This window comes from Sinorhizobium sp. 6-70, from assembly GCF_030124375.1.
In the GTDB taxonomy this organism is placed as follows: Bacteria; Pseudomonadota; Alphaproteobacteria; order Rhizobiales; family Rhizobiaceae; genus Sinorhizobium.
On record NZ_JASKLS010000022.1, the window covers coordinates 73,316 to 99,889 of the forward strand.

Annotated in this window: 25 protein-coding genes and 1 pseudogene; 21 read left to right on the forward strand and 5 right to left on the reverse strand. The window is 61.6% G+C overall.

Annotation, left to right across the window (positions count from 1 at the left end; all coding sequences use genetic code 11):
* Positions 1-31: 31 nt before the first annotated feature.
* Positions 32-1,075 (reverse strand): LysR substrate-binding domain-containing protein, encoded by a 1,044-nt coding sequence (locus tag QN222_RS28750; protein WP_283964696.1) that lies wholly within the window; start codon positions 1,073-1,075, stop codon positions 32-34.
* A 220-nt stretch (positions 1,076-1,295) separates the two neighbouring features.
* Between QN222_RS28750 and speB the strand changes: the two genes are divergently transcribed.
* From speB to QN222_RS28790, 8 genes are all read left to right on the forward strand, one after another.
* Entirely contained in the window at positions 1,296-2,357 is a 1,062-nt protein-coding gene (gene speB / locus QN222_RS28755) for an agmatinase (protein ID WP_284005722.1), read from the forward strand.
* Between the two features lie 368 nt (positions 2,358-2,725).
* Positions 2,726-3,805, forward strand: coding sequence for an ABC transporter substrate-binding protein (locus QN222_RS28760; protein WP_283965217.1), 1,080 nt, complete (start codon positions 2,726-2,728; stop codon positions 3,803-3,805).
* Between the two features lie 231 nt (positions 3,806-4,036).
* On the forward strand, positions 4,037-5,074 hold the full coding sequence (locus QN222_RS28765) for an ABC transporter ATP-binding protein (RefSeq protein WP_283965218.1): 1,038 nt from the start codon (positions 4,037-4,039) through the stop codon (positions 5,072-5,074).
* A complete protein-coding gene (locus QN222_RS28770) occupies positions 5,071-5,925 on the forward strand; it encodes an ABC transporter permease (protein WP_283965219.1) in 855 nt (284 codons plus the stop codon). Before QN222_RS28765 ends, QN222_RS28770 begins: the two co-directional genes overlap by 4 nt.
* Entirely contained in the window at positions 5,922-6,722 is an 801-nt protein-coding gene (locus QN222_RS28775) for an ABC transporter permease (protein WP_284005725.1), read from the forward strand. The genes QN222_RS28770 and QN222_RS28775 overlap by 4 nt, the downstream gene beginning before the upstream one ends.
* The gene (locus QN222_RS28780) at positions 6,719-7,504 is read left to right on the forward strand and encodes a carbon-nitrogen hydrolase family protein (RefSeq protein WP_283965221.1); all 786 of its coding nucleotides are present in this window, start codon (positions 6,719-6,721) and stop codon (positions 7,502-7,504) included. The genes QN222_RS28775 and QN222_RS28780 overlap by 4 nt, the downstream gene beginning before the upstream one ends.
* A 158-nt stretch (positions 7,505-7,662) precedes the next feature.
* Positions 7,663-8,616, forward strand: coding sequence for a ring-cleaving dioxygenase (locus QN222_RS28785; protein ID WP_283965222.1), 954 nt, complete (start codon positions 7,663-7,665; stop codon positions 8,614-8,616).
* A gap of 215 nt (positions 8,617-8,831) precedes the next feature.
* On the forward strand, positions 8,832-9,395 hold the full coding sequence (locus QN222_RS28790) for an NADPH-dependent FMN reductase (RefSeq protein ID WP_283965223.1): 564 nt from the start codon (positions 8,832-8,834) through the stop codon (positions 9,393-9,395).
* An 18-nt stretch (positions 9,396-9,413) separates the two neighbouring features.
* Here the strand turns inward: QN222_RS28790 and QN222_RS28795 are convergent, their stop codons facing one another.
* Positions 9,414-10,970: a VOC family protein gene (locus tag QN222_RS28795; protein ID WP_283965224.1), complete on the reverse strand. Its 1,557-nt coding sequence runs from the start codon at positions 10,968-10,970 to the stop codon at positions 9,414-9,416.
* A gap of 66 nt (positions 10,971-11,036) precedes the next feature.
* Positions 11,037-11,894, reverse strand: coding sequence for an SDR family NAD(P)-dependent oxidoreductase (locus tag QN222_RS28800; protein WP_283965232.1), 858 nt, complete (start codon positions 11,892-11,894; stop codon positions 11,037-11,039).
* A gap of 214 nt (positions 11,895-12,108) precedes the next feature.
* Here QN222_RS28800 and QN222_RS28805 point away from each other — a divergent pair, with 214 nt between their 5' ends.
* Positions 12,109-12,864 carry a Crp/Fnr family transcriptional regulator gene (locus QN222_RS28805; RefSeq protein ID WP_283965225.1) on the forward strand — a complete coding sequence of 252 codons (756 nt, stop codon included), beginning with the start codon at positions 12,109-12,111 and terminating at the stop codon, positions 12,862-12,864.
* 111 nt (positions 12,865-12,975) lie between these two features.
* Complete coding sequence (locus QN222_RS28810) at positions 12,976-13,362, forward strand: response regulator (protein ID WP_283965226.1); 387 nt, start codon at positions 12,976-12,978, stop codon at positions 13,360-13,362.
* 8 nt (positions 13,363-13,370) lie between these two features.
* Here the strand turns inward: QN222_RS28810 and cysQ are convergent, their stop codons facing one another.
* Positions 13,371-14,147 (reverse strand): 3'(2'),5'-bisphosphate nucleotidase CysQ, encoded by a 777-nt coding sequence (gene cysQ / locus QN222_RS28815; protein ID WP_283965227.1) that lies wholly within the window; start codon positions 14,145-14,147, stop codon positions 13,371-13,373.
* A gap of 226 nt (positions 14,148-14,373) precedes the next feature.
* Between cysQ and QN222_RS28820 the strand changes: the two genes are divergently transcribed.
* From QN222_RS28820 to QN222_RS28865, 10 genes are all read left to right on the forward strand, one after another.
* Positions 14,374-15,624, forward strand: coding sequence for a sarcosine oxidase subunit beta family protein (locus QN222_RS28820; RefSeq protein ID WP_283965228.1), 1,251 nt, complete (start codon positions 14,374-14,376; stop codon positions 15,622-15,624).
* A gap of 78 nt (positions 15,625-15,702) precedes the next feature.
* Complete coding sequence (locus tag QN222_RS28825) at positions 15,703-15,981, forward strand: sarcosine oxidase subunit delta (RefSeq protein ID WP_283965229.1); 279 nt, start codon at positions 15,703-15,705, stop codon at positions 15,979-15,981.
* Positions 15,978-18,935, forward strand: a complete 2,958-nt coding sequence (locus QN222_RS28830; RefSeq protein WP_284005728.1) for a sarcosine oxidase subunit alpha family protein — start codon at positions 15,978-15,980, stop codon at positions 18,933-18,935. The genes QN222_RS28825 and QN222_RS28830 overlap by 4 nt, the downstream gene beginning before the upstream one ends.
* Before the next feature lie 11 nt (positions 18,936-18,946).
* Positions 18,947-19,501, forward strand: coding sequence for a sarcosine oxidase subunit gamma (locus QN222_RS28835; protein ID WP_283965602.1), 555 nt, complete (start codon positions 18,947-18,949; stop codon positions 19,499-19,501).
* Positions 19,502-19,852: 351 nt separating this feature from the next.
* Complete coding sequence (locus QN222_RS28840) at positions 19,853-20,755, forward strand: branched-chain amino acid ABC transporter permease LivH (protein WP_283965603.1); 903 nt, start codon at positions 19,853-19,855, stop codon at positions 20,753-20,755.
* A gap of 4 nt (positions 20,756-20,759) precedes the next feature.
* Positions 20,760-22,145 (forward strand): high-affinity branched-chain amino acid ABC transporter permease LivM, encoded by a 1,386-nt coding sequence (livM, locus tag QN222_RS28845; RefSeq protein WP_283965604.1) that lies wholly within the window; start codon positions 20,760-20,762, stop codon positions 22,143-22,145.
* Between the two features lie 5 nt (positions 22,146-22,150).
* On the forward strand, positions 22,151-23,038 hold the full coding sequence (locus tag QN222_RS28850; RefSeq protein WP_283965607.1) for an ABC transporter ATP-binding protein: 888 nt from the start codon (positions 22,151-22,153) through the stop codon (positions 23,036-23,038).
* Positions 23,035-23,760, forward strand: a complete 726-nt coding sequence (locus QN222_RS28855) for an ABC transporter ATP-binding protein (RefSeq protein WP_180938776.1) — start codon at positions 23,035-23,037, stop codon at positions 23,758-23,760. The genes QN222_RS28850 and QN222_RS28855 overlap by 4 nt, the downstream gene beginning before the upstream one ends.
* 24 nt (positions 23,761-23,784) lie before the next feature.
* A complete protein-coding gene (locus tag QN222_RS28860) occupies positions 23,785-24,129 on the forward strand; it encodes a DUF6867 family protein (RefSeq protein ID WP_283965605.1) in 345 nt (114 codons plus the stop codon).
* A gap of 113 nt (positions 24,130-24,242) precedes the next feature.
* A complete protein-coding gene (locus tag QN222_RS28865) occupies positions 24,243-25,361 on the forward strand; it encodes a branched-chain amino acid ABC transporter substrate-binding protein (protein WP_180938773.1) in 1,119 nt (372 codons plus the stop codon).
* 326 nt (positions 25,362-25,687) lie between these two features.
* Here the strand turns inward: QN222_RS28865 and QN222_RS28870 are convergent, their stop codons facing one another.
* A complete protein-coding gene (locus QN222_RS28870) occupies positions 25,688-26,140 on the reverse strand; it encodes a MarR family transcriptional regulator (protein ID WP_283965606.1) in 453 nt (150 codons plus the stop codon).
* Positions 26,141-26,333: 193 nt separating this feature from the next.
* On the opposite strand from QN222_RS28870, the pseudogene QN222_RS28875 reads away from it, so the two are divergent.
* Positions 26,334-26,574: pseudogene (locus tag QN222_RS28875) on the forward strand (alpha/beta hydrolase); the annotation flags it as partial.

The following is a 26,574-nucleotide window of genomic DNA, read 5'->3' on the forward strand; positions in this document are numbered from 1 at the left end:
CGGAGAATTGCACCGGGCTCAGGGTCCCGTTTTATGATTTGGCCTTGCGTTTCTGGGGGCGTTCCGGGTGACGTTTGCGCGCCGGCGACGAGACGGGCTGAAAACCGTCCGCGGTCGACGTTCGCGGGGCTTCGGGCTTCGGCATGCGGCTTCGAATGATCGTGCGTGCGGAAACCTGGAGCTCCGGCATCGGGTCGCTCTCGAGGGCGGCGAACAACCAGTCGATGAAGACGCGGACGATCGGTGCGGCGCGGATTTCGTTGCGGCAGGCGACGAAGAAGGCATCGTTGGCCGGCACCGTCAGATCGAAGGGGGCGATCAGTTCGCCGCGCGCGATCAGGCTTCCCGCGGTGATCGTGTCGCCGAGCGCCACGCCCTGATTGTGCAACGCCGCTTCGGTCGAAAGCCGCGCATCGCTCATGAAATGCTGGCGGCCGCGCTGCAGATCGATCGCATCGGCGGCGGCGAGCCAGGTGTTCCACTCGCGGCCGTCGTCGCCGTGAAGCATCACGTGGTCGCGCAGATCCCGCACGGAGCGCAGCGGCCGCATGTTGAGAAGTGTCGGACTGACGACCGGGAAAAGCTCGAGCCGGCTCCAGAGCTTCGCCCAGCAGTCGTTCCAATTGCCGTCGCCGTAGAGCAGGCAGATATCGACGTCGGGGGAATGGAGATGAGCCGCATCGTTGGAGGCGATCAGCGTCAGCCTGACGTCCGGGAACTGCTCGGTGAACTGGTGCAGACGCGGGATCATCCAGAAGGAGAGCAGCGCCGGCACGCAGGTGATCCTGAGTTCCCCGCTTGTCGCCGGGCGAGTCATGGCGGCGGTAGCGGCGGCGATCTCCGCGAAGGCATGGGTGACGGCCGGCAGCAGCAGGGCGCCTTGCGGGGTCAGCCTCAGCCGTTTGCCGCCGCGCTCGAAAAGCGTGGCGTTGAAGGAGAGTTCCAGGGCCCGGATCTGATGGCTGATCGCGCCGTGGGTAACGTTGAGCTCGCGCGCCGCAGCCGAAACGGAGCCGCGCCGGGCGGTGGCCTCGAAAGCACGCAGCGGATTGAGAGGAGGCAGGCGGCTCGACAAAAAATGGGCTCCGGAGGGCGGGCAACAATGTGAATTTTTCTCACACGAAACGCTATAACAATGTCAATTGATTTTCCAGCGGAATTGTCTCCTAATATGCGCCAACAAAAGGCAAAGCCTGGGGAACATGACGGCGCCGGTCCAACCGGCGAAATCCGCAAATCGCGATTTGCGGCGCGTCCCGCGCATCCCCGGCAGCAAAACATGGAGGTTTGGGCGCATGGCCTGGGATGAACAGAAGCTCAGCGAATTGAAGGCGAAATATGGCGAAAGTCACGGCGGCGAGCTCTTCGATCCGACGTTCCGCAAGGTCGCGGACAAGATCTTCACCAAGAGCGGCACGCGGCTCGCCCCCTATTCCGGCATCCCGACTTTCCTGACCGCGCCCTATATGCCGGTCGACGCCGAAAATCCGGACTTCGGCAATCTTCAGGTGGCGATCGTCGGCATACCGATGGATCTTGGTGTCACCAACCGTCCGGGCTCCCGTTTCGGACCACGGGCGCTCCGTGCGATCGAACGCATTGGTCCTTACAACCATGTGCTCGGCTGCGCGCCCGTCCACGATCTCCGCGTGGCCGATATCGGTGATGTTGCCTTCCAGAGCCGCTATCGGCTGGAGCTCAGCCATGACGATATCGAAAAGCGCATCGACCAGATTGTCGATGCCGGCGTCGTGCCGCTTTCGGTCGGCGGCGACCATTCGATCACGCATCCGATCCTGAAGGCGGTCGGCAAGAAGCGCCCGGTCGGCATGATTCATATCGATGCCCATTGCGACACCGGCGGCGCCTATGACCTTACCAAGTTCCATCACGGCGGTCCGTTCCGCAACGCGGTTCTCGACGGCGTGCTCGACCCGACCCGTGTCGTCCAGATCGGCATCCGCGGCTCGGCCGAATATCTCTGGGAGTTCTCCTACGAGTCCGGCATGACCGTGATCCACGCCGAAGAAGTCACCGGTCTTGGCATTCCGGCTATCATCGAAAAGGCGAAGAAGATCGTGGGGGACGGTCCGACTTATCTCTCCTTCGATATCGACAGCCTCGATCCAAGTTTCGCGCCGGGGACCGGCACGCCGGAAGTCGGCGGCCTGACGACTCGTGAGGTGCTCGAACTCATCCGCGGCTTGAAGGGAGTCAATCTTGTCGGCGGCGATGTCGTCGAGGTTGCCCCGCAATATGACGCGACGACCAATACCGCCCATGCGGGCGCGCAGGTGCTTTTCGAGATCCTGAGCCTGATGGTTTTCAGCCCGGCGATCACAGGCAAGGCCGGCTGAGCCTTCGAAACCCGTTCTGCCGTCGAACTGGAAGCGGTGGCAGGGCGGACGCCGGAGCTAGGAAATTTCCAGACTGTGAAGCCACGGTGAATGCTTTTCCGGGATTGGGCGCAGGCCGCTCCGATGTGCATCATAAGCGGCGGTCGGGTGCGAGACGCTTCTCAGAATGGCCAATGCAGTCGATAATGCGGACGAAGAGCTTTTCACGGCAGATGCGCTGATTGCGGGCTCACTCGCGCCTCGCCATACGCTGATCGAACTGGGCTATTGCTTCGGCAAGAGATGCTGGCGGAGCGAGCCGAAAAGATGCAGGGAATCAACTACAACAGGGAACGCGGCGGCTGCCGCCAAAACAAAGGAGATATGCAATGAACATCAATTCCATCAAGCGCCGCACGCTGCTGGGGGCGGGGCTTGCCGGTGCATCGATGCTTGCGATGCCGGCAGTGCTGAGAGCGCAGGACAGGTCGTTGAAGGTCGGCGTCTATGGCGGCTACTTCAAGGATTCGTTCGACAAGAACATCTTCCCCGAATTCACCAAGGCCACGGGCATCGCGATCGAGTCGGTCGCAGAGCCGACCGGTGAAGCCTGGCTCGTGCAGTTGGAACAGGCCGCTCGTGCCGGCCAGGCTCCGGCGGATGTTTCGATGATGTCGCAGGTCGCAATGCTCAAGGGTCAGGCGACCGAGCTCTGGGCGCCGCTCGACATGGCGAAGATCAAGAACGCCTCGCATCTGCTCGACCGGTTCATCAACAAGTATCCGGATGGCCGCGTCGCGGGCATCGGAGCCGTTTCCTGGTACATCACCCTCGTCACCAACACGGACGTCTTCAAGGAAGCGCCGACCTCGTGGACCGCCTTCTGGGATCCGGCAAATGCCGACAAGCTCGGGCTGCTCGCGCTCGTCTCCAACTCCTTCCTGCTCGAGGTAACCGCCAAGACCTTCATGGGCGGCACCAATGCGCTCGACACGGAGGAGGGCATCCTCAAGGCATTCGAGAAACTCGCCGAAGTGAAGCCGAATGTCCGGCTCTGGTACCGCGACGAAGCGCAGTTCGAACAGGCGCTGAAGTCGGGTGAAATTCCGATGGGCCAGTATTATCACGACGTGACCGGTCTTGCGGCCGCCGATGGGCACCCGGTACGCTCCACCTTCCCCAAGGAAGGTGGCATCCAGGATTCCGGTTGCTGGGCGCTGTCGCGCGCTTCGCAGAAAGCGGAGGAAGCGCACATCTTCATCGACTATATGTCCCAACCGTCGATTCAGGCGACGCTGTCGCGCAAGGTTGGCACCTCGCCGACGGTCAAGCGCGAATCGACTGATCTTACGGACAAGGAGTTTGCAGCCGTTTCGTCGGACATCGAGCCGATTATCCCGCGCTACGATCTCTACCAGACCAAGTCGGATTGGCTGAACCAGAAGTGGACGGAGCTGATCGTCGGCTGATCGCCAATGGGCGTCGACTTCCCGCCTGCGGGCGGGACGTCGATGTTGAAAGACCGAGCGGAATGCGGGCGGAAACCGTTCCCCCTGTTCGCGCTCCATGAAGCATCTGCGCATCAGGCGCTACTGCATGATCCCTTGGGAACCGGCTTGAGGGCCATGTAGCAAACTCAAAGCGATGCAGCGACCTTTGCGCGTCTGAAAAGACGCACGGCGCCGCAGGACGGGAAATATATGTCGGGACTTGCCCTTCAGAACGTCGTCAAGGAATTCGGGTCCTTCAGGGCCGTCAACAATGTCGAGCTCACGGTGCCGCACGGCACCTTCGTTTGCATGCTCGGCCCGTCTGGCTGCGGCAAGACGACGTTGCTGCGCATGATCGCCGGGCTCGATCTGCCGACGGGAGGCGCAATCCGCCTCGACGGCGAAGACATCACCCACGTGCCGACCCATAAGCGCAATCTCGGCATGGTGTTCCAGTCGCTGGCGCTCTTCCCGCACCTGACGGTCGGCGAAAACATCGCCTATCCCTTGCGCATCCGCAAGGCGCCGAAGGAGGACCAGAAGCGGCGGGTCGAGGAACTGCTGTCGATGATCCACCTCTCCGGCTATGCCGACCGGCCGGTCTCCAAGCTTTCCGGCGGTCAGCGCCAGCGTGTGGCAATCGCCCGCGCGCTGGCAATCTCGCCGAAGCTTTTCCTTCTCGACGAGCCGCTTTCGGCACTCGACGCGAAGCTCAGGGAAGCGATGCAAGTGGAACTGCGCCAATTGCAGCAGCGGCTCGGGATTACGACGATCGTCGTCACGCACGACCAGCGCGAAGCAATGACGATGGCCGATACGGTGGTCGTCATGAATGGCGGGGAAATCCGCCAGGCGGCCTCGCCGATCGAAATCTACCGCCGGCCGGCGGACAGTTTCGTCGCCGACTTCATCGGCCAGACCAACCTGATCGAAGCCGAAGCGGACACGCAGGGCCATGTTTCCGTACTCGGCCAGTCGGTGCCGGGTCTCGCCTTGCCGTCCGGTGAGGCAAAGGCGACGCTTTCAATTCGTCCCGAGGACGTGCACCTGACGGCGCCGGGTGCCGGTGCGATTTCCGGCACGGTCACCTTCGTGCGCGATCTCGGCGGAACGATCGAAACGTTTGTCGACGTCGCCGGCCGCCAGATCGTCGCCGTCTCCACGCCGCGCGAGCGGCCGGACGTCACCGTCGGCCAGCAGGTCGGCGTCGCGCTCACTCCGGATGTTTGCGTGGTGCTCAGGAAATGAGACGCGAACCGCCCCAGACTGTCGGCGACTACACGCCGCTCCTTTTCCCCGCGGCGATGCTGACCATCTTCTTCGTCGTGCCCTTCGGCACGATGATCGCCGTGAGCTTCTTCCAGCGCCAGCAGGGCGGCTTCTATACGCCGGCCTTCGTCTTCGACAATTACGCCCGCTTTCTCACGGCCTTTTTCGGCGGCGTGCTGGGCTTCTCGCTCATGATGGCGATCGCTGTCGCCATCTGCTGCGTCGTGCTGGCGCTGCCCTTCACCTACATGCTGACGCGGATGGCGCGCAGCGTGCAGGTCGTCTGGTTGGTCGCGCTGCTCTCGGTGCTCTCGCTCTCCGAGGTCATCATCGGTTTCGCCTGGTCGACACTCTTCTCGCGCACGGCCGGTATCACCAACATCCTCGTCGCACTCGGCCTCATGGGCGAGGCCAAGGCGCTGACCCCGAGTTTCGCCGCAGTGCTGACGGGCATGGTCTATCAGGCCTTCCCCTACACGGTGCTCGTATTGTTCCCGGCGCTTGTCCGGCTCGATCCGACCTTGACCGAGGCCGCGCGAACGCTTGGAGCCTCGCCGCTCAAGGCCTTCTTTACCGTCGTCGTTCCGGCGCTGAGGAACACGATCGTTGCGACGCTGATCATGGTCTTCATCTTCGCGCTCGGTTCCTATCTGCTGCCGCAGCTTCTCGGCCGGCCACAGCATTGGACGCTGTCGGTGCTGATCACCGACCAGGCGATCTACCAGTCGAACATGCCTTTCGCTGCGGCGATGGCGGTGTTCCTCGTGCTGGTGACGCTCGGGCTGGTCGCCTTGACGGTGATTGCGGGACGAAAGGGAGAGGCGGCATGACGTCCATTTTCCGCAAGTTCTATTTCTTCCTGATCGCGCTCTTCCTTGCGCTGCCGCTGATCGTGGTTGCCGGCGTTTCGGTCAACCAAAAGCAGACGCTTGCCTTCCCGCCACAGGGCTTTTCGACATCCTGGTACGGCGAGATCTTCCTGAACCCCGAATGGCGAAACGCGCTGATGGCCTCGGTGACGCTGGCGGTGCTTTCGGCAGCGCTTGCCGTCGCCATTGCCTTGCCGCTTGCGTGGTTCCTGTGGCGGCGGATAGCGCCCTGGGCGAACGTCTTCCAGCTTCTGGGCGTTGCGCCCTTCACGCTGCCGCCGGTGATCACGGCGCTGGGGCTTCTCACCTTCTGGGCGACCGTCGGCTTCTACGGCCAGCCCTGGACTGCGGTCGTCAGCCACGCGATCTTCTTCGTGACGCTGCCGCTCGTCACCTTGTCCCTCGGCTTCACGTCGATCGATCGTTCGCTGGTCGAGGCAGCATCGACCATGGGCGCGGACGAGCGCACGGTGTTCCGCACCGTGGTGCTGCCGCTAATCCTGCCCTACATCGTCTCGGGCTATGCCTTTGCGTTCGTGCTGTCGCTCAATGAGTATATCGTCGCCTACATGACCGTCGGCTTCACCATGGAGACGCTGCCGATCAAGATCTTCAACGCGCTACGCTACGGCTACACGCCGACCATGGCCTCGGTGACGATCCTCTTCGTCACGACGGCCGCGGTCATCTTCGGCCTCGTCGCCCGTTTCGGAGACCTGCCGAAGCTGCTGGGCGCCATGTCATCGGATGGCAAATGATGAAGCTTGCCGCTTTGCAGATGAAGTCCATTGGCGGTGACGTCGCCGCCAATCTCGGCCGGATCGCCGCTGCGGCCGCGGAGGCGTCGCGCCAGGGCGCGACGCTGCTCCTCACGCCCGAACTCGGCATTACCGGCTACGGTGCCGGTGACGTGATCCGTGACATCGCCGAAGACGCCGACGGCCCAATCGTGCAGCGGTTGCAGCAGATCTCGGCCGAAGCCGGTATCGCCATCATTGCCGGCTTTGCCGAGCGGGAGGGTGACGCGGTCTACAACAGCGCCGTCCATGTCGACGGTGACGCTGCCCCGACGGTCTATCGCAAGTCGCACCTCTACGGCGACTACGAACGCTCGCTGTTCACGCCGGCAGAACCGTCGACCCGCCTCTTCGAACACCAAGGCGTCAGGTGCGGCATGCTGATCTGCTACGACGTCGAGTTTCCCGAAAATGTCCGCCGGCTCGCGCTTGCCGGTGCTGATGCAGTGCTGGTGCCGACGGCGCTTCCGGCAGGCTGGTCGGGAACCTTCATCGCCGATCACATGATCCAGACAAGGGCGTTCGAGAACCAGCTTTTCGTAGCCTACATCAATCATTGCGGTTCCGATGCGATGTTTTCCTTCGCCGGTTCGTCGCGCATCGCTTCGCCGGACGGGCAACTCCTGGCAAAAGCGAACTCCGCAGATGAAACCCTGATCTTCGCTGAAATCGACCCGGAGTTGTTTGCCATTTCGCGGTCGGAGAATACCTATCTCCGGGACCTGCAGCATCCGCGCCGCTAGATCGTTCGCTTTGGGAGAACAATCTGTTCGCGTCGCTTTCTCTTTTTGAAACGACCAGGCCGACCGATATTATGGCTCAACGAAATGCCCGCGTTACGGCGCCGTGCGTCTTTTGAGACGCCCAAAGGCCAGCGTAACGCACTGAACTGGAGGCAATCATGAGCTTGCAACTGACCGGTATCCACCATCTCACGGCGATCACGGCCAATGCGCCGGAAAACCTGCGCTTCTACACCAAGACGCTCGGGCTGAGGCTGGTCAAGAAAACCGTCAACCAGGACGACACGACCGCCTATCATCTTTTCTATGCCGACGGACAAGCAACACCCGGTAGCGACCTGACCTTCTTCGACTGGCCGGTCGGCCCCGAGGGACGCGGCACGCACAGTATTTCGCGCACCGGGTTCCGAGTCGGCAGCGCCGAAAGTGTCAGATGGTGGAAGCGTCGGTTTACCGAACTGAACGTCTCCGCCGGCGAGGTCACGGAAATCGACGGCCGGACGTCGGTCGACTTCGAGGACGGTGAAGGCCAGCGCTTCCGACTTCTGGACGATGGCGGGCTTGCGCCGTCGCATCCATGGGAAAAGAGCCCGGTTCCCACCGAGCACCAGATCAAGGGCCTCGGCCCGATTACGATCAGCGTGCCGGATATCACCAACACGGCGCTCGTGCTCACGCACGTCATGAACATGACGGACGTGCGCGCCTATCCTGCGCCCGACGGCGTCGGCGAAGTGCATGTTTTCTCGATGGGCGAGGGCGGTCCCGGGGCCGAGTTGCATGTCGCGGTCCAGCCGGGCCTGCCAATCGCGCGCCAAGGCGCGGGTGGGGTGCACCACGTCGCCTTCCGCACGCCGGATGTCGATGGGCTGCATCAGTGGACGGAACGGCTGAACGGCTTCCGCTTGCCGTCGAGCGGCGAGGTCGAGCGCTTCTATTTTCGCTCGCTCTATTTCCGCGAGCCGAACGGCATCCTGTTCGAGATTGCGACCGACGGTCCCGGCTTTGCCGTCGACGAACCGATGGAAACGCTCGGCGAAAGCCTTTCGCTGCCGCCGTTCCTTGAGCCGAAGCGGGCTCAGATCGAGGCAGGGCTGAAGCCTTTGGAGTAGCCGCAAGAAGCCGAGACATCGTTCTCGGCTTTCTTTTTTGTCCTTTGACCTCTAGTTCTACTGAATGCCTTAAGTCGTAGCCGATTCAAGGATAAAAACATGCGGCAATTCAAAGTGCTACAGCGTCTTTTGCGCGTCTGATACGACGCGCGTCGCTGTAGTGTGGAAGGGCGGCCTTGGGCCGCCGATGCGCGGACAAGAGGAACCCATCATTCATGACGAAGATTCTCGGCATATCGGGCAGTCTGCGAAAGGCTTCCTTCAATACGGCTTTACTGAAGGCAGCAAAATCCCTCGCGCCGGACAACATTGAATTCGAGACCGCAACGCTGCACGGCATCCCGCTCTATGATGGCGATGTGGAGGCTGAGAGCGGCGTTCCGGCGGCGGCGGCCGAACTCAAGCAGAAGATCGCGGCGGCGGACGGAGTGATCCTTTTCACGCCGGAGTACAACAACTCGATGCCCGGCGTTTTCAAGAACGCGATCGACTGGCTCAGTCGTCCGCCGGCCGACACCAAAAAGGTGTTCGGTTGTCGGCCCTTTGCGTTGGCCGGTGCGTCGCCTGGGAATTTCGGCACCATTCTCAGCCAGAATGCCTGGCTCTCCGTGATGCGGACGCTCGGGGCCGACCTGTGGTCGGGGAAGCGGTTGATATTGCCGAAGGCCGCCACGTTGTTCGACAGCGAGGGGCAATTGACCGACGAGCAGACCCGGGAGCGCTTACGCGACTTTGTCACGGCCTTCGCGGAGTATGTCGCCTCGGCGAAAGCATCTTAACCCGTTCGGGCCACGGCATCAGAGACCGTGTTCCGCCATCCAGCGGCGAATGGCTTCGACATCGTCGTCACCGATGCCGTGATGAGTGTCGATGTCCAGTGCCTTGAGGGTTGCGCCGGTGTCGGCGAGGATCTTTATCAAGGCCGGCGCATATTTGCCGTAGGGATCTTCCTTGCCTGTCAGCACCAGAACGTTTGCTCCGGCAAGATCGGGTGTCGGCGCGTCTTCGAGCGCGGCCATTGCCCGCATCATCACCACGTTCCTAATGAGGCCGGGGTAAAGCAGCATCACGGCAGCCAGCATATTGGCGCCGTTCGAGTAGCCGATGAAGATGGTCCTGTCAGGCGTGAGTCCATAGCCCTCGCGCGCGCCCTCGACGAAGGCGACGAAGGCCTCTGCCTCCGAGCGGATGTCCTGTTGGTCGAACGTTGTCATCGACAGGCGGCGGAACCAGCGCGGGAAACCTTCCTCGGTGCTTCGGCCGCGCACTCCAAGTAAGGTGGCGTAAGGATCGACCTGATGCCCGAAGGGGAGCATGTCGGTCTCGTTGCCGCCGCTGCCGTGCAAGAGCACGAAGGTGCGGAGGTTGGGTTCGTCCGGGTGATAGAAGCGGTGGATGAAAGGGAGGTCGCGCGGGGTCAGCCGCGGCTCGCCGGGCAGGGCGAATTGCGGAAGCTTCACCAAGGTCGCGGCCGCATCGGCTTCCAATTGCGGCGGCAGGAACAACTTGGATCCGAGCGTGTCCGGCAACTCGTCGACCGCAAAACCCGGACCGTCGGTCGCGAACTCGTAGAGCGAGCCGCCCGGTTCACGCACATAGAGCGAGAAGAAATACTTGCGGTCGTGCGCGCTGGTCGCGCCGGCGTGTTCCTGCTCGAGATCGGCGCGCACGGCCAGCACCGTCGCCTCATCCGGGGCGCGGAAGGCGATATGGTCGATCGTGCCGGTGCCGGGCGCCGACGTCCAAAAGCCGGTGGCGTCGCGCACGTCGATGACGTCTCCGGACTTCGACGTGAAGCGCCGGATCGTGGCCGTTGCTCCGGTCTCCGCATAGCCGAAATGATTTTGCAGGAAGTGGGCGGTCTCCTTCGGCTTCTCGGTGAGAATGGTCGCGCCGCGCAGCCGCCGGATCGCGTCCGTCTCCGGAATATCCCGGCTCGCCCATGGAGCGGGTTCGGCAAGCGCGTTGGTTCCGACCAGTTTCACGATCACGCCGTCCGGATCCTTGAGACGCAGCACCGGCTCGCCGAACTCCTGCGCAGGCCCGGTCGCCTGAATGTTGAACTGCAATGCGCGCGTCAGCCAGAAGCCGATGCTCTCCGGTGGGATGGCGAAGGCGATTTCGCTCGGCTGACCGTGGCCGACGCGTCCGGGCGAGCCGTCTTCCCACATCAGGAAGGTGACGAGCGAGCCCGGCGACCCCGCCGCATCCCCGTAAAAGAGATGCAATTGGTTGGGGTCCTCGTAGCCGCCGGTTCGCTTGACGAGGCGCAGGCCAAGAAAGCCGACATAGAAATCGACATTTGCCTGCACTTTGCGGGCGATCAGGGTGATGTGGTGGATGCCGCTGGTCACCGTCTTGTCCCTCTGCGCGTCGACTGCGCACTGCTCTCGGGGGGCCTGGTTACGTCCGTGAATCGCTCAGCCTTTTTTGCCGGCGAGGAAGACCTTGAAGGCTTCGCCATGGTCCGGATGCCAGCGCGAAAGCGGCGGCCGGTTCTCGACGATGTCGCCCGCCGCCCACAGGATGCGTTTCTCGTCCGTCGAGCGGTCGACCTCGTTGTCCGGGCAGAGGATATAGAAGTCCCCGCGTTCGAGGCTTTCCATCATGAAGTCCACGGTCTCATCCGCGGTCCATGCGCCCGCCGGCTTCTCCGTGCGCCCGTGGGAGGTCAGCGATGTGTAAACGAAGCCGGGGATCAGGAGATGCGCGGCGACCTTGCAGCCCTCGGTGTTGCGCAGTTCATGCTGCAGCGCCTCGGTGAAGGCCTTCACCCCGGCCTTCGAGACATTGTAGGCCGGATCGCCGGGCGGGGTGGTGATACCTTGTTTCGATCCGGTATTGATGATGAGCCCCGGCTCGCCATGGGCGATCATGGCGGGCGCGAAAATCCGCGAGCCGTTGATCACGCCCCAGAGATTGACTGCAAGCACGGCTTCCCAGTTCTCCAGCGGGCCAAACATCGAGCTGCCCGGCTGGATGCCGGCATTGTTCATCAGCACATGCACGTGGCCGAACCGCTCGCTTGCCGAACGCGCCAGCGCCACGAGGTCATCGGGGCGGGAGACGTCCGTGGCGATTGCGGCGACATCGCTCGCGCCGCCCGTGGCAATCCTTGCCACCTCGGCCGCGGCCGCCTGCAAGCGCTCGCCGGGCAGGTCGGCAAGGACAACCTTCAGCCCGAGGCCGGCGAATCGTTTGGCCGCGGCAAACCCGATACCCGAGGCAGCTCCGGTGATGACGGCGACATGGTTTTTTGCAATGGCGGCGTAGGACATGGCGTAGATCCCCGTTGACGGCGGAAAGGTCCGAAAGAGATAGAGCGGCGGCGGCGCCAAGTCCATCGCAATCGCCGGCGAACCGGCTTGTGAAACATCTGAAATGGCATCGCTTTCCAGCAAGCGTCCTTGTCCGGAAGGATGTGAGCGCTACCTCACTTATCAGGGGCCTTTATGGATAGGGTTCCTCTGCACGCCCGGCCACGAGATGTTCATGGCAAGCCAAACGAGCAAGAACAGCAAACGCACGCCCTGTGAAAATTGTCCCCTTCGCCAACTCGCGCTCTTTCGCGATTTCGCAGCCGAGGAACTCGCCTTCGTTTCGGATTTCAAGACGGGCGAGTTGGCAGTCGATAGCGGCGCGACGATAATCCTTGAAGGTATGCATAGCGCTCATCTCTTCACTGTCCTTGCCGGCTGGGGCTTTCGATACAAGATGCTCGACGACGGCCGGCGTCAGATCCTGAACTATGTGATGCCGGGAGATATTGTCGGACTGCAAGGCAGCCTGATGGGAGAAATGCAGCATTCGATCGAGGCGCTTTCGCCGGTGACTCTCTGCGTCTTCGAGCGGGACAGGCTAAATCAGCTTTATACCAAACACCCCGATCTTGCCTATGATCTGACCTGGATCGCGGCCCGGGAGGAACGCATGCTTGACGAGCATCTCCTGAGCATTGGCCGGCGTTCGGCACTTGAGAGGGCCGCCTATCTCCTTGCCTTTCTTTACCAGCGGGCAAAGGTATTGGAGCTGTTTCGCGGCAATCGCGTCGCGATCCCGATCCGCCAGCAGCATGTCGCCGACACGCTTGGTCTCTCGGTCGTCCACACCAACAAGACCCTGAAGAAGCTTGCCGACCGCGGGCTCATTCGGTGGGTGGACGGGGGATGCAACGTGCGCGATGTCGATGGGCTGCTTGCGATTGCCGAGTGGGGCGGTATCAGCGAGCACAAGCGGCCATTCATCTGATGTGGCGGTCACATGTCAATTTTAAATGCCAGGACACTCTTTACGGCCTAGCTTGGATGTTCGAGGATCAAGCCTCGGTTTGCGGGGCAGGGTTCTGAAAGGGCGTCGGGAGTGCGAAGCAACGAAATTCCGCCGACAATAAAGACGGTTCTCGTTTTGGACGACAATTTCATCATTGCGATGGATGCCGAGGAAATCCTTACATCTCTGGGAGTGGCAGAGGTTCATGTCGCCACCAATGCCGAGCAGGCTATGGAAATCGTGGCCGCTCACGCCATCGATTTTGCCCTCATCGACGTCAATCTCGATAGCGACACCAGCTTCGTCGTTGCCGATGCCATGATCGCGCGCGGCATCATGGTCGGGTTTACCAGCGGATACGGCGAGTCCTTTCCTTCGCCGGAGCATCTGCGCGATGTTCCGAGGATAGACAAACCCTTCAACGAGATGACGATCGGCAGCCTTATTGCCGCCGCACACGTTCAGCGCGATCGTTGACGACGACGTCAGGGCTTGCCGCGGGCGACGAACCAGGGATTGGCAAAATCGCTGTCGTGGCGCTGCTTGCGCTTGCCGTAAGTGAGCGGCGTTCCTTCCATGGTCAGCGTCTCGCCGCCGGCCGCGCGCAGGATGGCGTCGCCGGCTGCCGTGTCCCATTCCATGGTACGGCTGAAGCGCGGGTAGATGTCGGCAAGCCCTTCGGCCAGCAGGCAAAATTTCAACGACGAGCCGACCGCCTCATAGTCGGTAATGCCATGATCGGCGAGATAGGCGACCGTTTCTGCGCTGTTGTGCCAGCGACTGGTCAAGGCCACCGGCCGGTCGCCGCAGATGCGGCAGCCGATGGTCACGTGAGCACCGGCAGCGCGATCGTCCTCGATCAAGGCCTTCGTCGCTTTGCCGGCACTTGCTGAATAGAGGATGCCGAGCGCGGGGGCATAGACCACACCGGCGATGGGCGCACCGTTTTCGATCAACGCGATGTTGACGGTGAAATCGCTGCTGCGCCCGACGAACTCCTTGGTGCCGTCGAGGGGATCGACGAGGAAGAACGATTTTCCGGAAATATCGGGGACGTGCCCGGCGGCGGCGGCTTCCTCGGCGATCACCGGAATGTCGGGAAAGCTCGCCGCGAGATCGGCGAGGATTATGCGTTCGGCGGTGTGGTCGGCGTCGGTAACGGGTGAAGTATCGGCCTTGTAGGTGACGGCCGGCCCGGCGTTGTAAATGTCCAGGATCGCCCTTCCGGCTGCGACTGCCGATCTTTCCAGTGTTTCCAACATCGTCACTCTTCTTTTCCGCGCCAGCGCTCCGATTCGCATGAGACGGCCGGATACCGGTAGTCTTCCTTCATACTCAAATCTGCCTCTTTGCCGCAATCGCGGAAGCTTCCGCAGTTGCCGCGGAAAGATACGTCATCGCGGCATTTTGCAGCCGCAAGGCGCCTTGCATCTTTGCGTTGCGCTTTGCTTGTGCAAAGGTGGCCGCGCAAATGAACTGGATGCCTTCATGCGCTATTCCGCATTCTCGATCGTCAAGAACGCCCTCTCCGGAAATCTGAAATGGAAGCCGCAATGGCGACAGGCCGAGCCGAAGTCGCACTATGACGTAATCATCGTCGGCGGCGGCGGTCATGGTCTCGCGACAGCCTACTATCTCGCCAAGGAATTCGGCATCAAAAACGTCGCGGTGCTCGAGAAGGGCTATCTTGGCTCAGGCAATGTCGGGCGCAACACGACGATCGTGCGTTCCAACTACATGCTGCCGGGCAACGAGCCGTTCTACGAATTCTCGATGAAGCTTTGGGAAGGGTTGGAGCGCGAGCTGAACTATAATGTGATGCTGTCGCAGCGCGGCGTGATCATGCTCTACCACAGCGACGGCCAACGCGACGCTTATATCCGGCGCGGCAACGCCATGTGGATGGAAGGCGTGGCGGCCGAGCTGATCGAGCGCGACCAGCTGAGGAAGATGATCCCCTTCCTCAACTACGACCACGCGCGCTATCCGATCCTCGGTGGGCTCCTGCAGCGCCGCGCCGGTACCGCCCGGCACGACGCGGTTGCCTGGGGTTACGCGCGCGGTGCCGACCGTTACGGGGTCGATATCATCGAACACTGCGAGGTGACCGCCATCCGCCGCGAGAACGGCGTCGTCACCGGGGTCGAGACGACCAGGGGCTTCATCGGCTGCAACAAGCTCGCGCTGGCGGCTGCGGGCAACACGTCCCGCGTTGGCGAGATGGCGGATCTGAAGCTACCGATCGAGAGCCATGTGCTTCAGGCCTTCGTGACCGAAGCGCTGAAGCCCTGCATCGACCACGTGATCGTCTACGGCGGCGGGCATTTCTACATCTCGCAGTCCGACAAGGGCGGCCTTGTCTTCGGGGCGGAAATCGACGGTTACACGTCCTACGCCCAGCGCGGAAACCTCGCGACCGCCGAGCATGTGATGGAGGAGGGGGTGACGATGATCCCCGGTCTTTCGCGCGTCCGGGTGCTGCGCTCCTGGGCCGGGGTCATGGACATGAGCATGGATGGATCGCCGATCATCGACCGCACGCCGATCGACAATCTCTATTTGAACTGCGGCTGGTGCTACGGCGGTTTCAAGGCCACGCCCGCATCGGGCTACTGCTTTGCTCACCTGATTGCCAAGAACGACACTCATCCGGTCGCACGTGCCCTGAGGCTCGACCGTTTTGCTCGTGGCTATGCGGTCGACGAGGCCGGTGCCGGTCCCCAACCCAATCTCCACTGATAGAAGCGACGAACCGCCCATTCCCATGCGGTCGCATTTTCGCATCAACTGGACCCGCTCGGGTCCAAGGACAAGACGATGGCAAGCCTGATCACCTGTCCCCATTGCGGGGTCCGCCCGAAGGAAGAATTTACGATCCGCGGCGACGCGTCGCTCGTTCGCCCGGCGCCGACCGCATCCGATGAGGCCTGGCACGATTATGTCTATGTGCGCGCCAATCCGCGGGGGCGTACGCTCGAACACTGGCAGCACGTGGCAGGCTGCCGCCGTTTTTTGGTGGTCGAACGGGACACGTTCACCCATGAGGTCCATTCCGTGACCGACGGTGCTGCGTTCGCGACGGAGAACGGCCGATGACCGCCTATCGCCTGACGGCCGGGGGACTGGTCGATCGCAGCCGTTCGCTGAGTTTCAGTTTCGATGGCCGCCCCTTGCGCGGCTTTGCCGGGGACACGCTTGCCTCGGCACTCCTTGCCAACGACCAACTGCTGGTCGGCCGCAGCTTCAAATATCACCGGCCGCGCGGGATCGTCAGCGCGAGCGCGTCGGAACCGAACGCGCTCGTTACGATCGGTTCCGGCGCGCGCAGCGATCCGAACACGAAGGCGACTGTTGCGGAGCTTTATGCCGGACTGACGGCGCGCAGTCAGAACCGCTGGCCGTCGCTCGGCTTCGACATCGGCGCGATGAGTGATCTTTTCTCGCCCTTTCTGGGTGCGGGCTTCTACTACAAGACCTTCATGTGGCCGGCGCAATTCTGGGAAAAGCTCTACGAACCGCTGATCCGCCGTGCTGCCGGGCTCGGGCGCGCGGTGCTCGAACGGGATCCGGAAATCTATGAGAAATCCTGGGCGCACTGCGATCTGCTTGTCGTCGGTGGCGGCCCGACCGGACTGATGGCGGCGCTGACGGCGGCGCGCGCCGGCCTTCGCGTCATTCTCGCCGACGAGGATTTCCGCCTGGGCGGGTCGCTGCTTTCGGAAACGCAGGCGATCAATGGTGCACCCGCCTATGTCTTCGCCGATCGTGTCGTCGCGGAATTGCAGGCACTGCCGAACGTCACCCTGTTGCCACGGACGACGGTCTTCGGCTGGTACGACGACAACGTCTTCGGCGCCGTCGAACGGGTTCAGAAGCATGCGGCGGAGCCTTTGGCCAAGCTGCCGGCGGAGCGGGTCTGGCGCATCGTCGCGAGGCGGGCGCTTCTTGCGACCGGTGCCGAGGAGCGTCCGCTGGTCTTCGGCGGCAATGACCGGCCCGGCGTGATGATGGCCGGGGCACTCAGGACCTATGCGAACCGCTACGGCGTGGCGGCCGGTAGATCGGTTGCGATCTTTACCAACGGCAGCGCCGGATATCAGGCTGCCCGTGACCTCCACGCCAAGGGCATTGCCATAGCGGCAATCGTCGACAGTCGTGCAGCGGCGGAAGACGCCGCGCCCGAAGGCACGCGCGTGATCCGTTCGGCCTCCGTCGTCGATACCAGGGGACGCCGGCGGGTTTCCGGGCTCGTGGTCGAGCGGTCGGGTTTCGAGGAACTTGTTGCCTGTGATGCGGTCGGCATGTCCGGCGGCTGGAGCCCGGTCATTCACCTGGCCTGCCAGCGTGGGGCGAAGCCGGTGTGGTCCGATCAACTGAGCGCGTTCGTTGCACCGGATGTCGGCGGCGGGTTGCGTATCGCCGGGTCGGCGGGCGGCATCTACACGCTCGCGGGCTGCATCAGCGACGGCGCTGCCAAGGCGTCGGCGATCACATCCGACCTGGGGTTCAAGCCCGCTCAGGACGTTCTGCCGCAAACGGGCGAGGAAGCTGATCCGTCCTTCACCGCGCTTTGGTATGTGCCCGGAGCAAAGGCCAAGGCCTTCGTCGATTTCCAGAACGACGTGCACGCGAAGGATCTGGGGCTCGCGCTGCGCGAAGGGTTCGGCCACGTCGAACACGCCAAGCGCTATACGACCAGCGGCATGGCGACCGACCAGGGCAAGCTCTCGAATATCAACGCCGTTGGCATTCTTGCAGGCATGCGCGGGGTAAGCCCCGCGGATGTCGGGGTGACGACATTCCGCCCGTTCTATACGCCCGTTTCCTTCGGCGCGCTTGCCGGGACCGCGCGCGACAAACACGCCCAGCCCGTCCGGAAATCGCCTCTGCATGAGTGGGCGCGGAAACATGGGGCGACGTTTGTCGAGGCCGGACAATGGTATCGGTCCGCCTGGTTTCCCCGTGCGGGCGAAAAGACCTGGCGCGAGAGCGTCGATCGCGAGGTGCTGAACGTGCGCGCGAACGTCGGCATTTGCGACGTCTCGACACTGGGCAAGATCGAGCTTTTCGGCCCGGACGCGGCTGAATTCCTCAATCGGCTCTATTGCAACGCTTTGCTGAAGCTTCCGGTCGGCAAGGCCCGATATGGCCTGATGCTGCGCGAGGACGGTTTCGTCTATGACGATGGCACGGCGAGCCGGCTCGCGGAGGAGCATTTCCTCGTGACCACGACGACCGCGATGGCGGGCGGCGTGATGTCCCACATGGAATATTGCTCGCAGGTGCTCTGGCCCGAACTGAAGGTTCGTTTCTGCTCCGTGTCCGACCAGTGGGCGCAGATCGCCATCGCCGGCCCGAAGGCGCGCGGCGTGCTCCAGCAGCTTGTCGAGGATGACATCTCCGACGCGGCATTCCCGTTCCTCGCCGCCGGAACGGTAACGCTCAAGGGCGGACTGAAAGCCCGGCTCTTCCGCATCTCCTTCTCCGGCGAACTGGCCTTTGAGCTGGCGGTTCCGGCCGGATTTGGCGTGGCGGTTGCCGATCAGCTGATGGACGTGGGCCGCGCCTTCGATATCTGCGCCTATGGGGTGGAGGCCCTCAACGTGCTCCGGCTGGAAAAGGGCCTGCCCACGCATGCTGAATTCGATGGCCGGGTGACGCCGGACGACGCCGGGCTGGGCCGCATGGTTTCAGCGCACAAGACGGACTTCATCGGCAAGCATCTCTCGTCGCGATACGGGCTGACGGCCGCAGACCGTATGCAACTCGTAGGGCTGAAGTCGGTGGACAGGGAAAAGGACATTCGCGCCGGTGCGCATCTGCTGCGTGAGGGCATGAAGCCGTCGAGCCTTAACGACCAGGGGTGGGTCAGCTCTGCCTGCTTCTCGCCGGTTCTCGGTCATCATATCGCCCTTGCCTTCCTGAAGTCGGGCCGCGAACGTTACGGCGAACGGATTGTCGTCTGGGACAAGCTGCGCGATCAGGAAGTCATCGCCGAGGTCTGCGATCCGGTCTTCGTCGATCCCGAGAATGCCAGAATGAAAGCCTGAGGAAAACGCCGATGATCCGCGACCACTACAACCGTCATGCGCTTGATGAGAAGCTGCGCGGCGCGCCGCGGCCGCCGGGCGCTAATCATCTCGCCATCGGCCATAGGCAGGCAATGGCGATGGTGCTTGCCACCGCCGGCGAGGAGGACGCCGTCGAAAGGCTGTTATCATCCGTTACTGAATTCGCCGTGCGGTTCAGCGCGCCGGGCGAATGGCTGGTCATCTCCGAAAACGATACGCCGGAGGGGCTGCAACGTTGTCTCGACGCGCTTTGCAGCGGCCGGGCCCATATCCTCGATCAAAGCGAAGCGCGCGTCCTGTTCCGGCTTTCCGGCCCGTCGACGCGCCGGATTCTTGCCAAGGGCATCGGCCTCGACCTGCACCCGATAGCCTTTGCGGCCGGCGCCAGCGCGAATGCGCTTTGCGGCCACATCGCCGTCAATCTGGTGCGGACCGGGGAAGATGTGTTCGAACTGCTCGCTCCACGCTCCTTTGCCGAATCCCTCTTCGATGACCTCATGACAATGGGGCGCGAATACGACCTGACGGCGGCATTCGCCGCGTGACGAGCCGAGCGGTTGCGGCAGTCTTCGGATGATGCCCGGTCGCAACATCGGCCGCAATTCAAGGTAGCGTCGGTTGCGCGCCCTTATGGGACGCGTGGCGTCGTTGGTGCCGATTTACCGCGACTTTGCGGTCAATCGTGCTCATTTCGCGTGCGATCGCTGCCAAAATTTTGATTTTTTTGGCTTCGAAAGCGCCAAATCGATTTTATCGCCGAAGAATCCGGAGGAGAACCACTTTTTAGCTTTCATTTTCGTTTGAAAGAGGTATGGAATTGGGGCAAAGAGCACGCTCACCAATGAGCTCTAATAACAAGAGATCGGACCGCTAGGATCTGGTCCAGGGGAAGATTGATGGAGTATTTCGTCCAGCAGCTCGTCAACGGGCTGACGCTTGGGTCTATTTATGGTATGATCGCGATTGGTTATACCATGGTTTACGGCATCATCGGCATGATCAACTTCGCCCATGGCGATATCTTCATGCTAGGCGGCTTTGCCGCGTTGATTGTCTTTCTTATTCTCACATCATTCATGGCGGGCGTGCCGGTTGTACTGGCGCTGTTGCTCATGATGGTCGTCGGTATGCTTACGGCGGCGATTTGGAACTGGACCATTGAGCGGGTGGCTTACCGTCCGCTGCGCGGGTCCTTCCGTCTGGCGCCGCTGATCACGGCCATCGGCATGTCGATCGTATTGTCGAACTTCATTCAGGTGACCCAGGGTCCGCGCAACAAGCCGATCCCGCCGCTTGTCTCGTCTGTCTATGATGTATTCGGCATCGCCATTTCGCTGAAGCAGATCATCATCGTCATCATTACGGCCATTCTGCTTTCAGTGTTCTGGTACATCGTCAACAAGACGCCGCTCGGTCGTGCGCAACGCGCCACCGAACAGGACCGCAAGATGGCGGCACTGCTCGGCGTTGATGTCGATCGTACGATCTCGGTGACGTTCGTCATGGGCGCGGCGCTTGCCGCTGTCGCCGGGACGATGTTCTTGATGTATTACGGTGTCGTCGTTTTCACCGACGGCTTTGCTCCGGGCGTCAAGGCATTTACGGCTGCGGTTCTCGGAGGCATCGGCTCGCTGCCGGGCGCGGTCCTCGGCGGCCTTATGATCGGCCTGATCGAGTCATTGTGGTCGGCCTATTTCACCATCGACTACAAGGATGTCGCGACGTTCTCGATTCTCGCGATCGTCCTGATCTTCAAGCCGTCGGGTATTCTCGGACGACCGGAAGTCGAGAAGGTATAATTCCATGGCAAACATTGCATCTACTACTGCAAGCGCCGGCACTGAGGTGACGGCGCGGGCCCTGCGCGAGGCTGTCTTCGCGGGCCTCGTCACCCTCGGCATGTTCGTGCTCTTCGTCGGCCTCAAGACCGACCAGAACATCCGCAACGAGTTGATCCTCACCCAGCGCTGGGGTCTGCTGGCGACGTTCGTGATCACTGCCATGGTTGGTCGCTTCCTGATGGTCGCCTACGCCCAGCCTTGGCTTGCGCAGAGAAAGGCGGCGAAGGCGGCTGCCCCGGAGGTCGTGAAAGAGGAGGGCTTTTTCAGCCGCAACTTCTCCAAGATCGCGATCGCGGCACTCATCCTCTATCCGCCGGTCATCTTGGCCCTTACCGGGGTTCAGGGGTCGCTGAAATGGGTGGACAATTTCGGCGTCCAGATCCTGATCTACGTGATGCTCGCCTGGGGCCTGAACATCGTCGTCGGCCTTGCCGGTCTGCTCGACCTCGGCTACGTCGCCTTCTACGCGGTCGGTGCCTATTCCTATGCGCTGCTTTCCAGCTATTTCGGCCTGTCCTTCTGGGTGCTCTTGCCGGTCGCCGGGCTTCTTGCCGCCTGCTGGGGCGTGATCCTCGGGTTTCCGGTCCTGCGCCTTCGCGGTGATTACCTCGCGATCGTGACGCTCGCCTTCGGCGAGATCATCCGTCTCGTGCTGATCAACTGGACAGAGGTGACCAAGGGTACCTTCGGCGTCTCCGGCATCGCCAAGGCAACGTTATTCGGCATCAAGTTCGATGCTTCCAAGGACGGCTTCGCGGCGTTGATGGGCCTGCCGATCTCGTCGGCCTATTACAAGATCTTCCTGTTCTATCTGATCCTCGGCCTCGCCTTGCTGACGGCCTTCGTCACAATCCGGTTGCGCCGGATGCCGATCGGCCGCGCCTGGGAAGCGCTTCGCGAGGACGAGATCGCCTGCCGCTCGCTTGGCATCAACACGACCACGACGAAGCTTACGGCCTTCGCCACGGGTGCCATGTTCGGTGGCTTCGCCGGTTCATTCTTCGCGGTTCGTCAGGGCTTCGTGTCGCCGGAATCCTTCGTGTTCCTCGAATCTGCTGTCATTCTTGCGATCGTGGTTCTTGGTGGCATGGGATCGCTGACCGGCATCGCCGTCGCAGCGATTGTCATGATCGGCGGTACCGAAATCCTTCGTGAACTCACTTTCCTGAAGATAATCTTCGGACCGAACTTCACGCCCGAACTTTACCGCATGCTGATCTTTGGCCTGGCCATGGTCGTCGTCATGGTGCTGAAGCCGCGCGGCTTCGTTGGATCCCGTGAACCGACCGCGTTCCTGCGCGAACGCAAGGCTGTCTCCGGCAGCTTCACCAAGGAAGGGCACGGCTGATGGCCATCGAGACAATGACGAATACAATGACAAAAGACCCCATTCTCAAGGTCGAGCACCTGTCGATGCGCTTCGGCGGTCTCATGGCCATCAACGACTTCTCCTTCGAGGCGTATCGCGGCGACATCACCGCGCTGATCGGCCCGAACGGGGCGGGCAAGACGACGGTGTTCAACTGCATCACCGGCTTCTACAAGCCGACGATGGGCATGATCACGATGAGGCAGAAGTCCGGGCAGGAGTATCTGCTCGAGCGTCTGCCCGATTTCGAGATCACCAAGCACGCCAAGGTCGCGCGCACGTTCCAGAACATCCGGATGTTCTCCGGCCTGACGGTTCTGGAAAACCTGCTTGTGGCGCAACACAACAAGCTGATGCTGGCTTCCGGCTATACCATTCTCGGCCTGCTCGGATTCCCGGCCTATCGCCAGGCTTCCAGGGAAGCGATCGACATTGCGCGGCATTGGCTCGAGAGAGCGTCGCTGATCGACCGCGCCGACGACCCGGCCGGTGACCTGCCTTACGGTGCGCAGCGGCGGCTCGAGATCGCTCGTGCCATGTGCACCGGGCCGGAACTTCTCTGCCTCGACGAGCCGGCGGCGGGCCTCAACCCGCGCGAGTCGCTTGCGCTCAATGAACTTCTGCAGAACATCCGCCGCGATACCGGCACGTCCATCCTCTTGATCGAGCATGACATGTCGGTGGTCATGGAGATTTCCGACCATGTGGTGGTGCTGGAATACGGCCAGAAGATTTCCGACGGCAACCCGGAATTCGTGAGGAACGATCCGAAGGTCATTGCGGCCTACCTGGGTGTCGAGGACGAAGAGGTTGAAGAGGTGATCGAACAAATCGAGGAGATTGAAGGCGGGCAGGGAGGCACGAAGCAATGAGTGCGCCGCTGCTGCATGTAAGAGCCGTCGAGACCTATTACGGCAATATCCGCGCACTGAACGGCGTCGACGTGGAGGTCCATCGTGGAGAAATCGTCAGCCTGATCGGTGCCAACGGCGCCGGGAAGTCGACGCTGATGATGACGATCTGCGGCAGCCCGCAGGCGCGCACCGGCTCCGTCTTCTTCGACGGTCAGGAGATTACGCGGCTGCCGACGCACGAGATCGCCCGCCTGAGAATCGCGCAATCGCCGGAAGGGCGACGTATCTTCCCGCGCATGACGGTTCTTGAGAACCTGCAGATGGGGGCTAGCCTCGACAACCTGAAGTATTTCAACGAGGACGTCGAAAAGATCTTCACGCTCTTCCCGCGCCTGAAGGAGCGGCAGGCGCAACGCGGCGGCACGCTGTCGGGCGGCGAACAGCAGATGTTGTCTATCGGGCGCGCCCTGATGGCCCGGCCGAAGCTGCTTTTGCTCGACGAGCCTTCGCTCGGCCTTGCGCCGCTGATCGTGAAGGGCATCTTCGAGGCGATCAAGAAACTCAACAAGCAAGAAGGCCTGACGGTGTTCCTGGTCGAGCAGAACGCCTTCGGTGCACTCAAGCTGTCGGACCGTGCTTATGTCATGGTCAACGGCAGGGTGACCATGAGCGGGACGGGCAAGGATCTTCTCGCCAATCCGGAAGTCCGTTCGGCCTATCTCGAAGGCGGCCGTCATTGATGCGCCGCGCCTGGAGTATGTGACATGCAGGGAATTCTCTACGAAGAAACGTCGATCTGGCAGTTTCTCTTCATCACCTGTGTGCTGGGTGGCTGGACCGCCTGGCGGACGGGCAAGAGCGTTGCCGATACGTGGCATAACTTTCCGCGGCTGCTGCTCTATGTGGCGCTGCTGGGTTGGGCTATCCGCTTCATTCATCACGCTCTTTTCGGTGGCACGATGTTCAGCCTGCAGTACTATATCGTGGACACGATCGTGCTTTTGTTGTTTGCTACCGCCGGTTTTCGATACTACCGGACCAGGCAAATGACCAACAACTACTACTGGCTCTATGAAAAGGCTTCACCCTTCTCCTGGAAGACCAAATAAGGGAACAGCACGTGCCGGTCGATTGCGGCCGGTGCGAAAGAACACCGGCGCAATTAAGGTGGGCATTGCGCAGGCGTGGAAACGAGACCCGCTCGATTATTGGGAGTAACAAGATGAAAAAGTCTCTTTTGTCGGCCGTTGCGCTGACGGCAATGGTCGCCTTTAGCGGCTCTGCGTGGGCTGACATTGTGGTCGGTGTTGCCGGCCCGTTGACCGGCCCGAATGCTGCGTTCGGTGCACAGCTTCAGAAAGGCGCTGAACAGGCGGCTGCCGATATCAACGCTGCAGGCGGCATCAACGGTGAACAGATCAAGGTTGTGCTCGGCGACGACGTGTCGGATGCCAAGCAGGGCGTTTCGGTCGCCAACAAGTTCGTTGCTGACGGCGTGAAGTTCGTCGTCGGCCACTTCAACTCGGGCGTGTCCATCCCGGCTTCGGAAATCTACGCCGAAAACGGCATCCTGCAGGTCACTCCGGCCTCCACCAACCCGCAGTTCACCGAGCGCGGCCTGTGGAACACCTTCCGTACCTGCGGTCGCGACGATCAGCAGGGTGCGGTTGCCGGTGCCTACCTCGCCGCCAATTTCAAGGACGCGAAGATCGCCGTCGTTCACGACAAGACCCCCTATGGTCAGGGCCTTGCCGATGAAACCAAGAAGGCGATGAACGAGGCCGGCCTCACCGAAGCGCTCTACGAAGGTATCAACACGGGTGACAAGGACTTCTCGGCGCTGATCGCGAAGATGAAGCAAGCCGGTGTTTCGATCGTCTATTACGGCGGTCTGCACACGGAAGCTGGCCTGATCATGCGCCAGATGAAGGACCAGGGCCTGAAGGCAACGATGATGTCGGGTGACGGCATCGTCTCGAACGAACTGGCCTCGATCGCCGGTGACGCCGTTGACGGCACGCTGATGACCTTCTCGCCGGATCCGCGCAAGAACCCGAATGCCAAGGACCTCGTCGAGAAGTTCCGCACCGCCGGCTTTGAACCGGAAGCCTACACGCTCTATGCCTATGCCGCTCTCCAGGTGATCGCTGAAGGCGCGAAGGCTGCCGGCGGCAACGATCCGCAGGCCGTGGCCGAGGCCATCAAGGCCAAGGGTCCGTTCAAGACCGCAATCGGCGAACTCGGCTACGACGAAAAGGGTGACATCACCCGCCCGGACTACGTCATGTACACCTGGAAGAAGGGTGACGACGGCAAGTACAGCTACTTCCAGAACGAATAGTCGTCATTTCGTTCCGCTTTTAGAGGACCCGGCGTGGAAGCGCCGGGTCTTTTTGTTCCTGTGGCAGCGGTGCATACGCACCTCCAGCGCGGCCCGTCCGATCAGACGTGCAAGGGATGTTGTAGCACTTTGAATTGCTGCATGGTTTCGTGGTTGAACTGGCTACGATTTAGAGCAATTCCAGGAAAAGTGTGTAACGGTTTTCCGTCCGGAATTGCGTAGTTTCAAAGAGTTAGATCATTTCACTGTTTCAGTGAAACAATGAAATGGATCTAAGGGCGCATGCGGTAGCGATGCGCAGGCTGTCAGCGCCTGCACAGCGCGCCTTATCTCAGCAGCGACGTACGCAGCGTTGCGATCTCCTGCTTGAGCCGGACGAGCTCGGCGGGCTTCATACCTGTGGCGTTGGCAATGCCACGGGGAACATTTTCGGCCTTTTCCCGCAAGGCGCGGCCGCTTTCGGTCAATTTAACGCGCACTTGTCTTTCGTCGGCCCGGTCCCGGACTCGCGATATGTAGCCCATGGCTTCGAGGCGCTTCAGCATAGGTGTGAGCGTGCTCGACTCCAGAAAAAGCCTTTCGCCCAAACTGCCAACGGTCTGGTCGTCTTTTTCCCAAAGGACGACCATCACGAGATATTGCGGATAGGTGAGGTCCAACTCGTCCAGCAGCGGCTTGTAGACGCGCGTGAAGGCGTGGTTTGTCGAATAGATCGCGAAGCACAGAAAATTGTCGAGTTTCATTAGGTCTTCGTGAGAGGGGCTGTCTGCCTTGGTCATTGTTCCAACCCAGATTTGTTCATGGGATAAAATAAATCGTTCGCGATCTAATCGCAAGGTATTGACACGTCGAATTCGTCACGATAAATATCGTGCACGATTTAATAGTGAGATAGGTAATGATCGGGCGGTATCGCGCACGATTTAATCGCGAGACTTTAAGCGACCTATGCAGCGGAACAAGGAGCATTCCATGACAAGGATAAGCGCAAGCGTAAGGACGAACGGCATCTCACGAAGAGACGTACTGGCTGGCACGCTCGGCGCCGCCGCTGCAGTATCTGCTGTCCGCCCGGCCTCGGCGGCGGCAGTTGCCGCGAATGCAACCACCACAACCAGCGAAGGAGCAAGGACCATGGGAAGCAGGATCGTCACCCGCGACGGCGTCGAAATCTATTACAAGGACTGGGGTCCGAAGGACGGGCCGGTGGTCG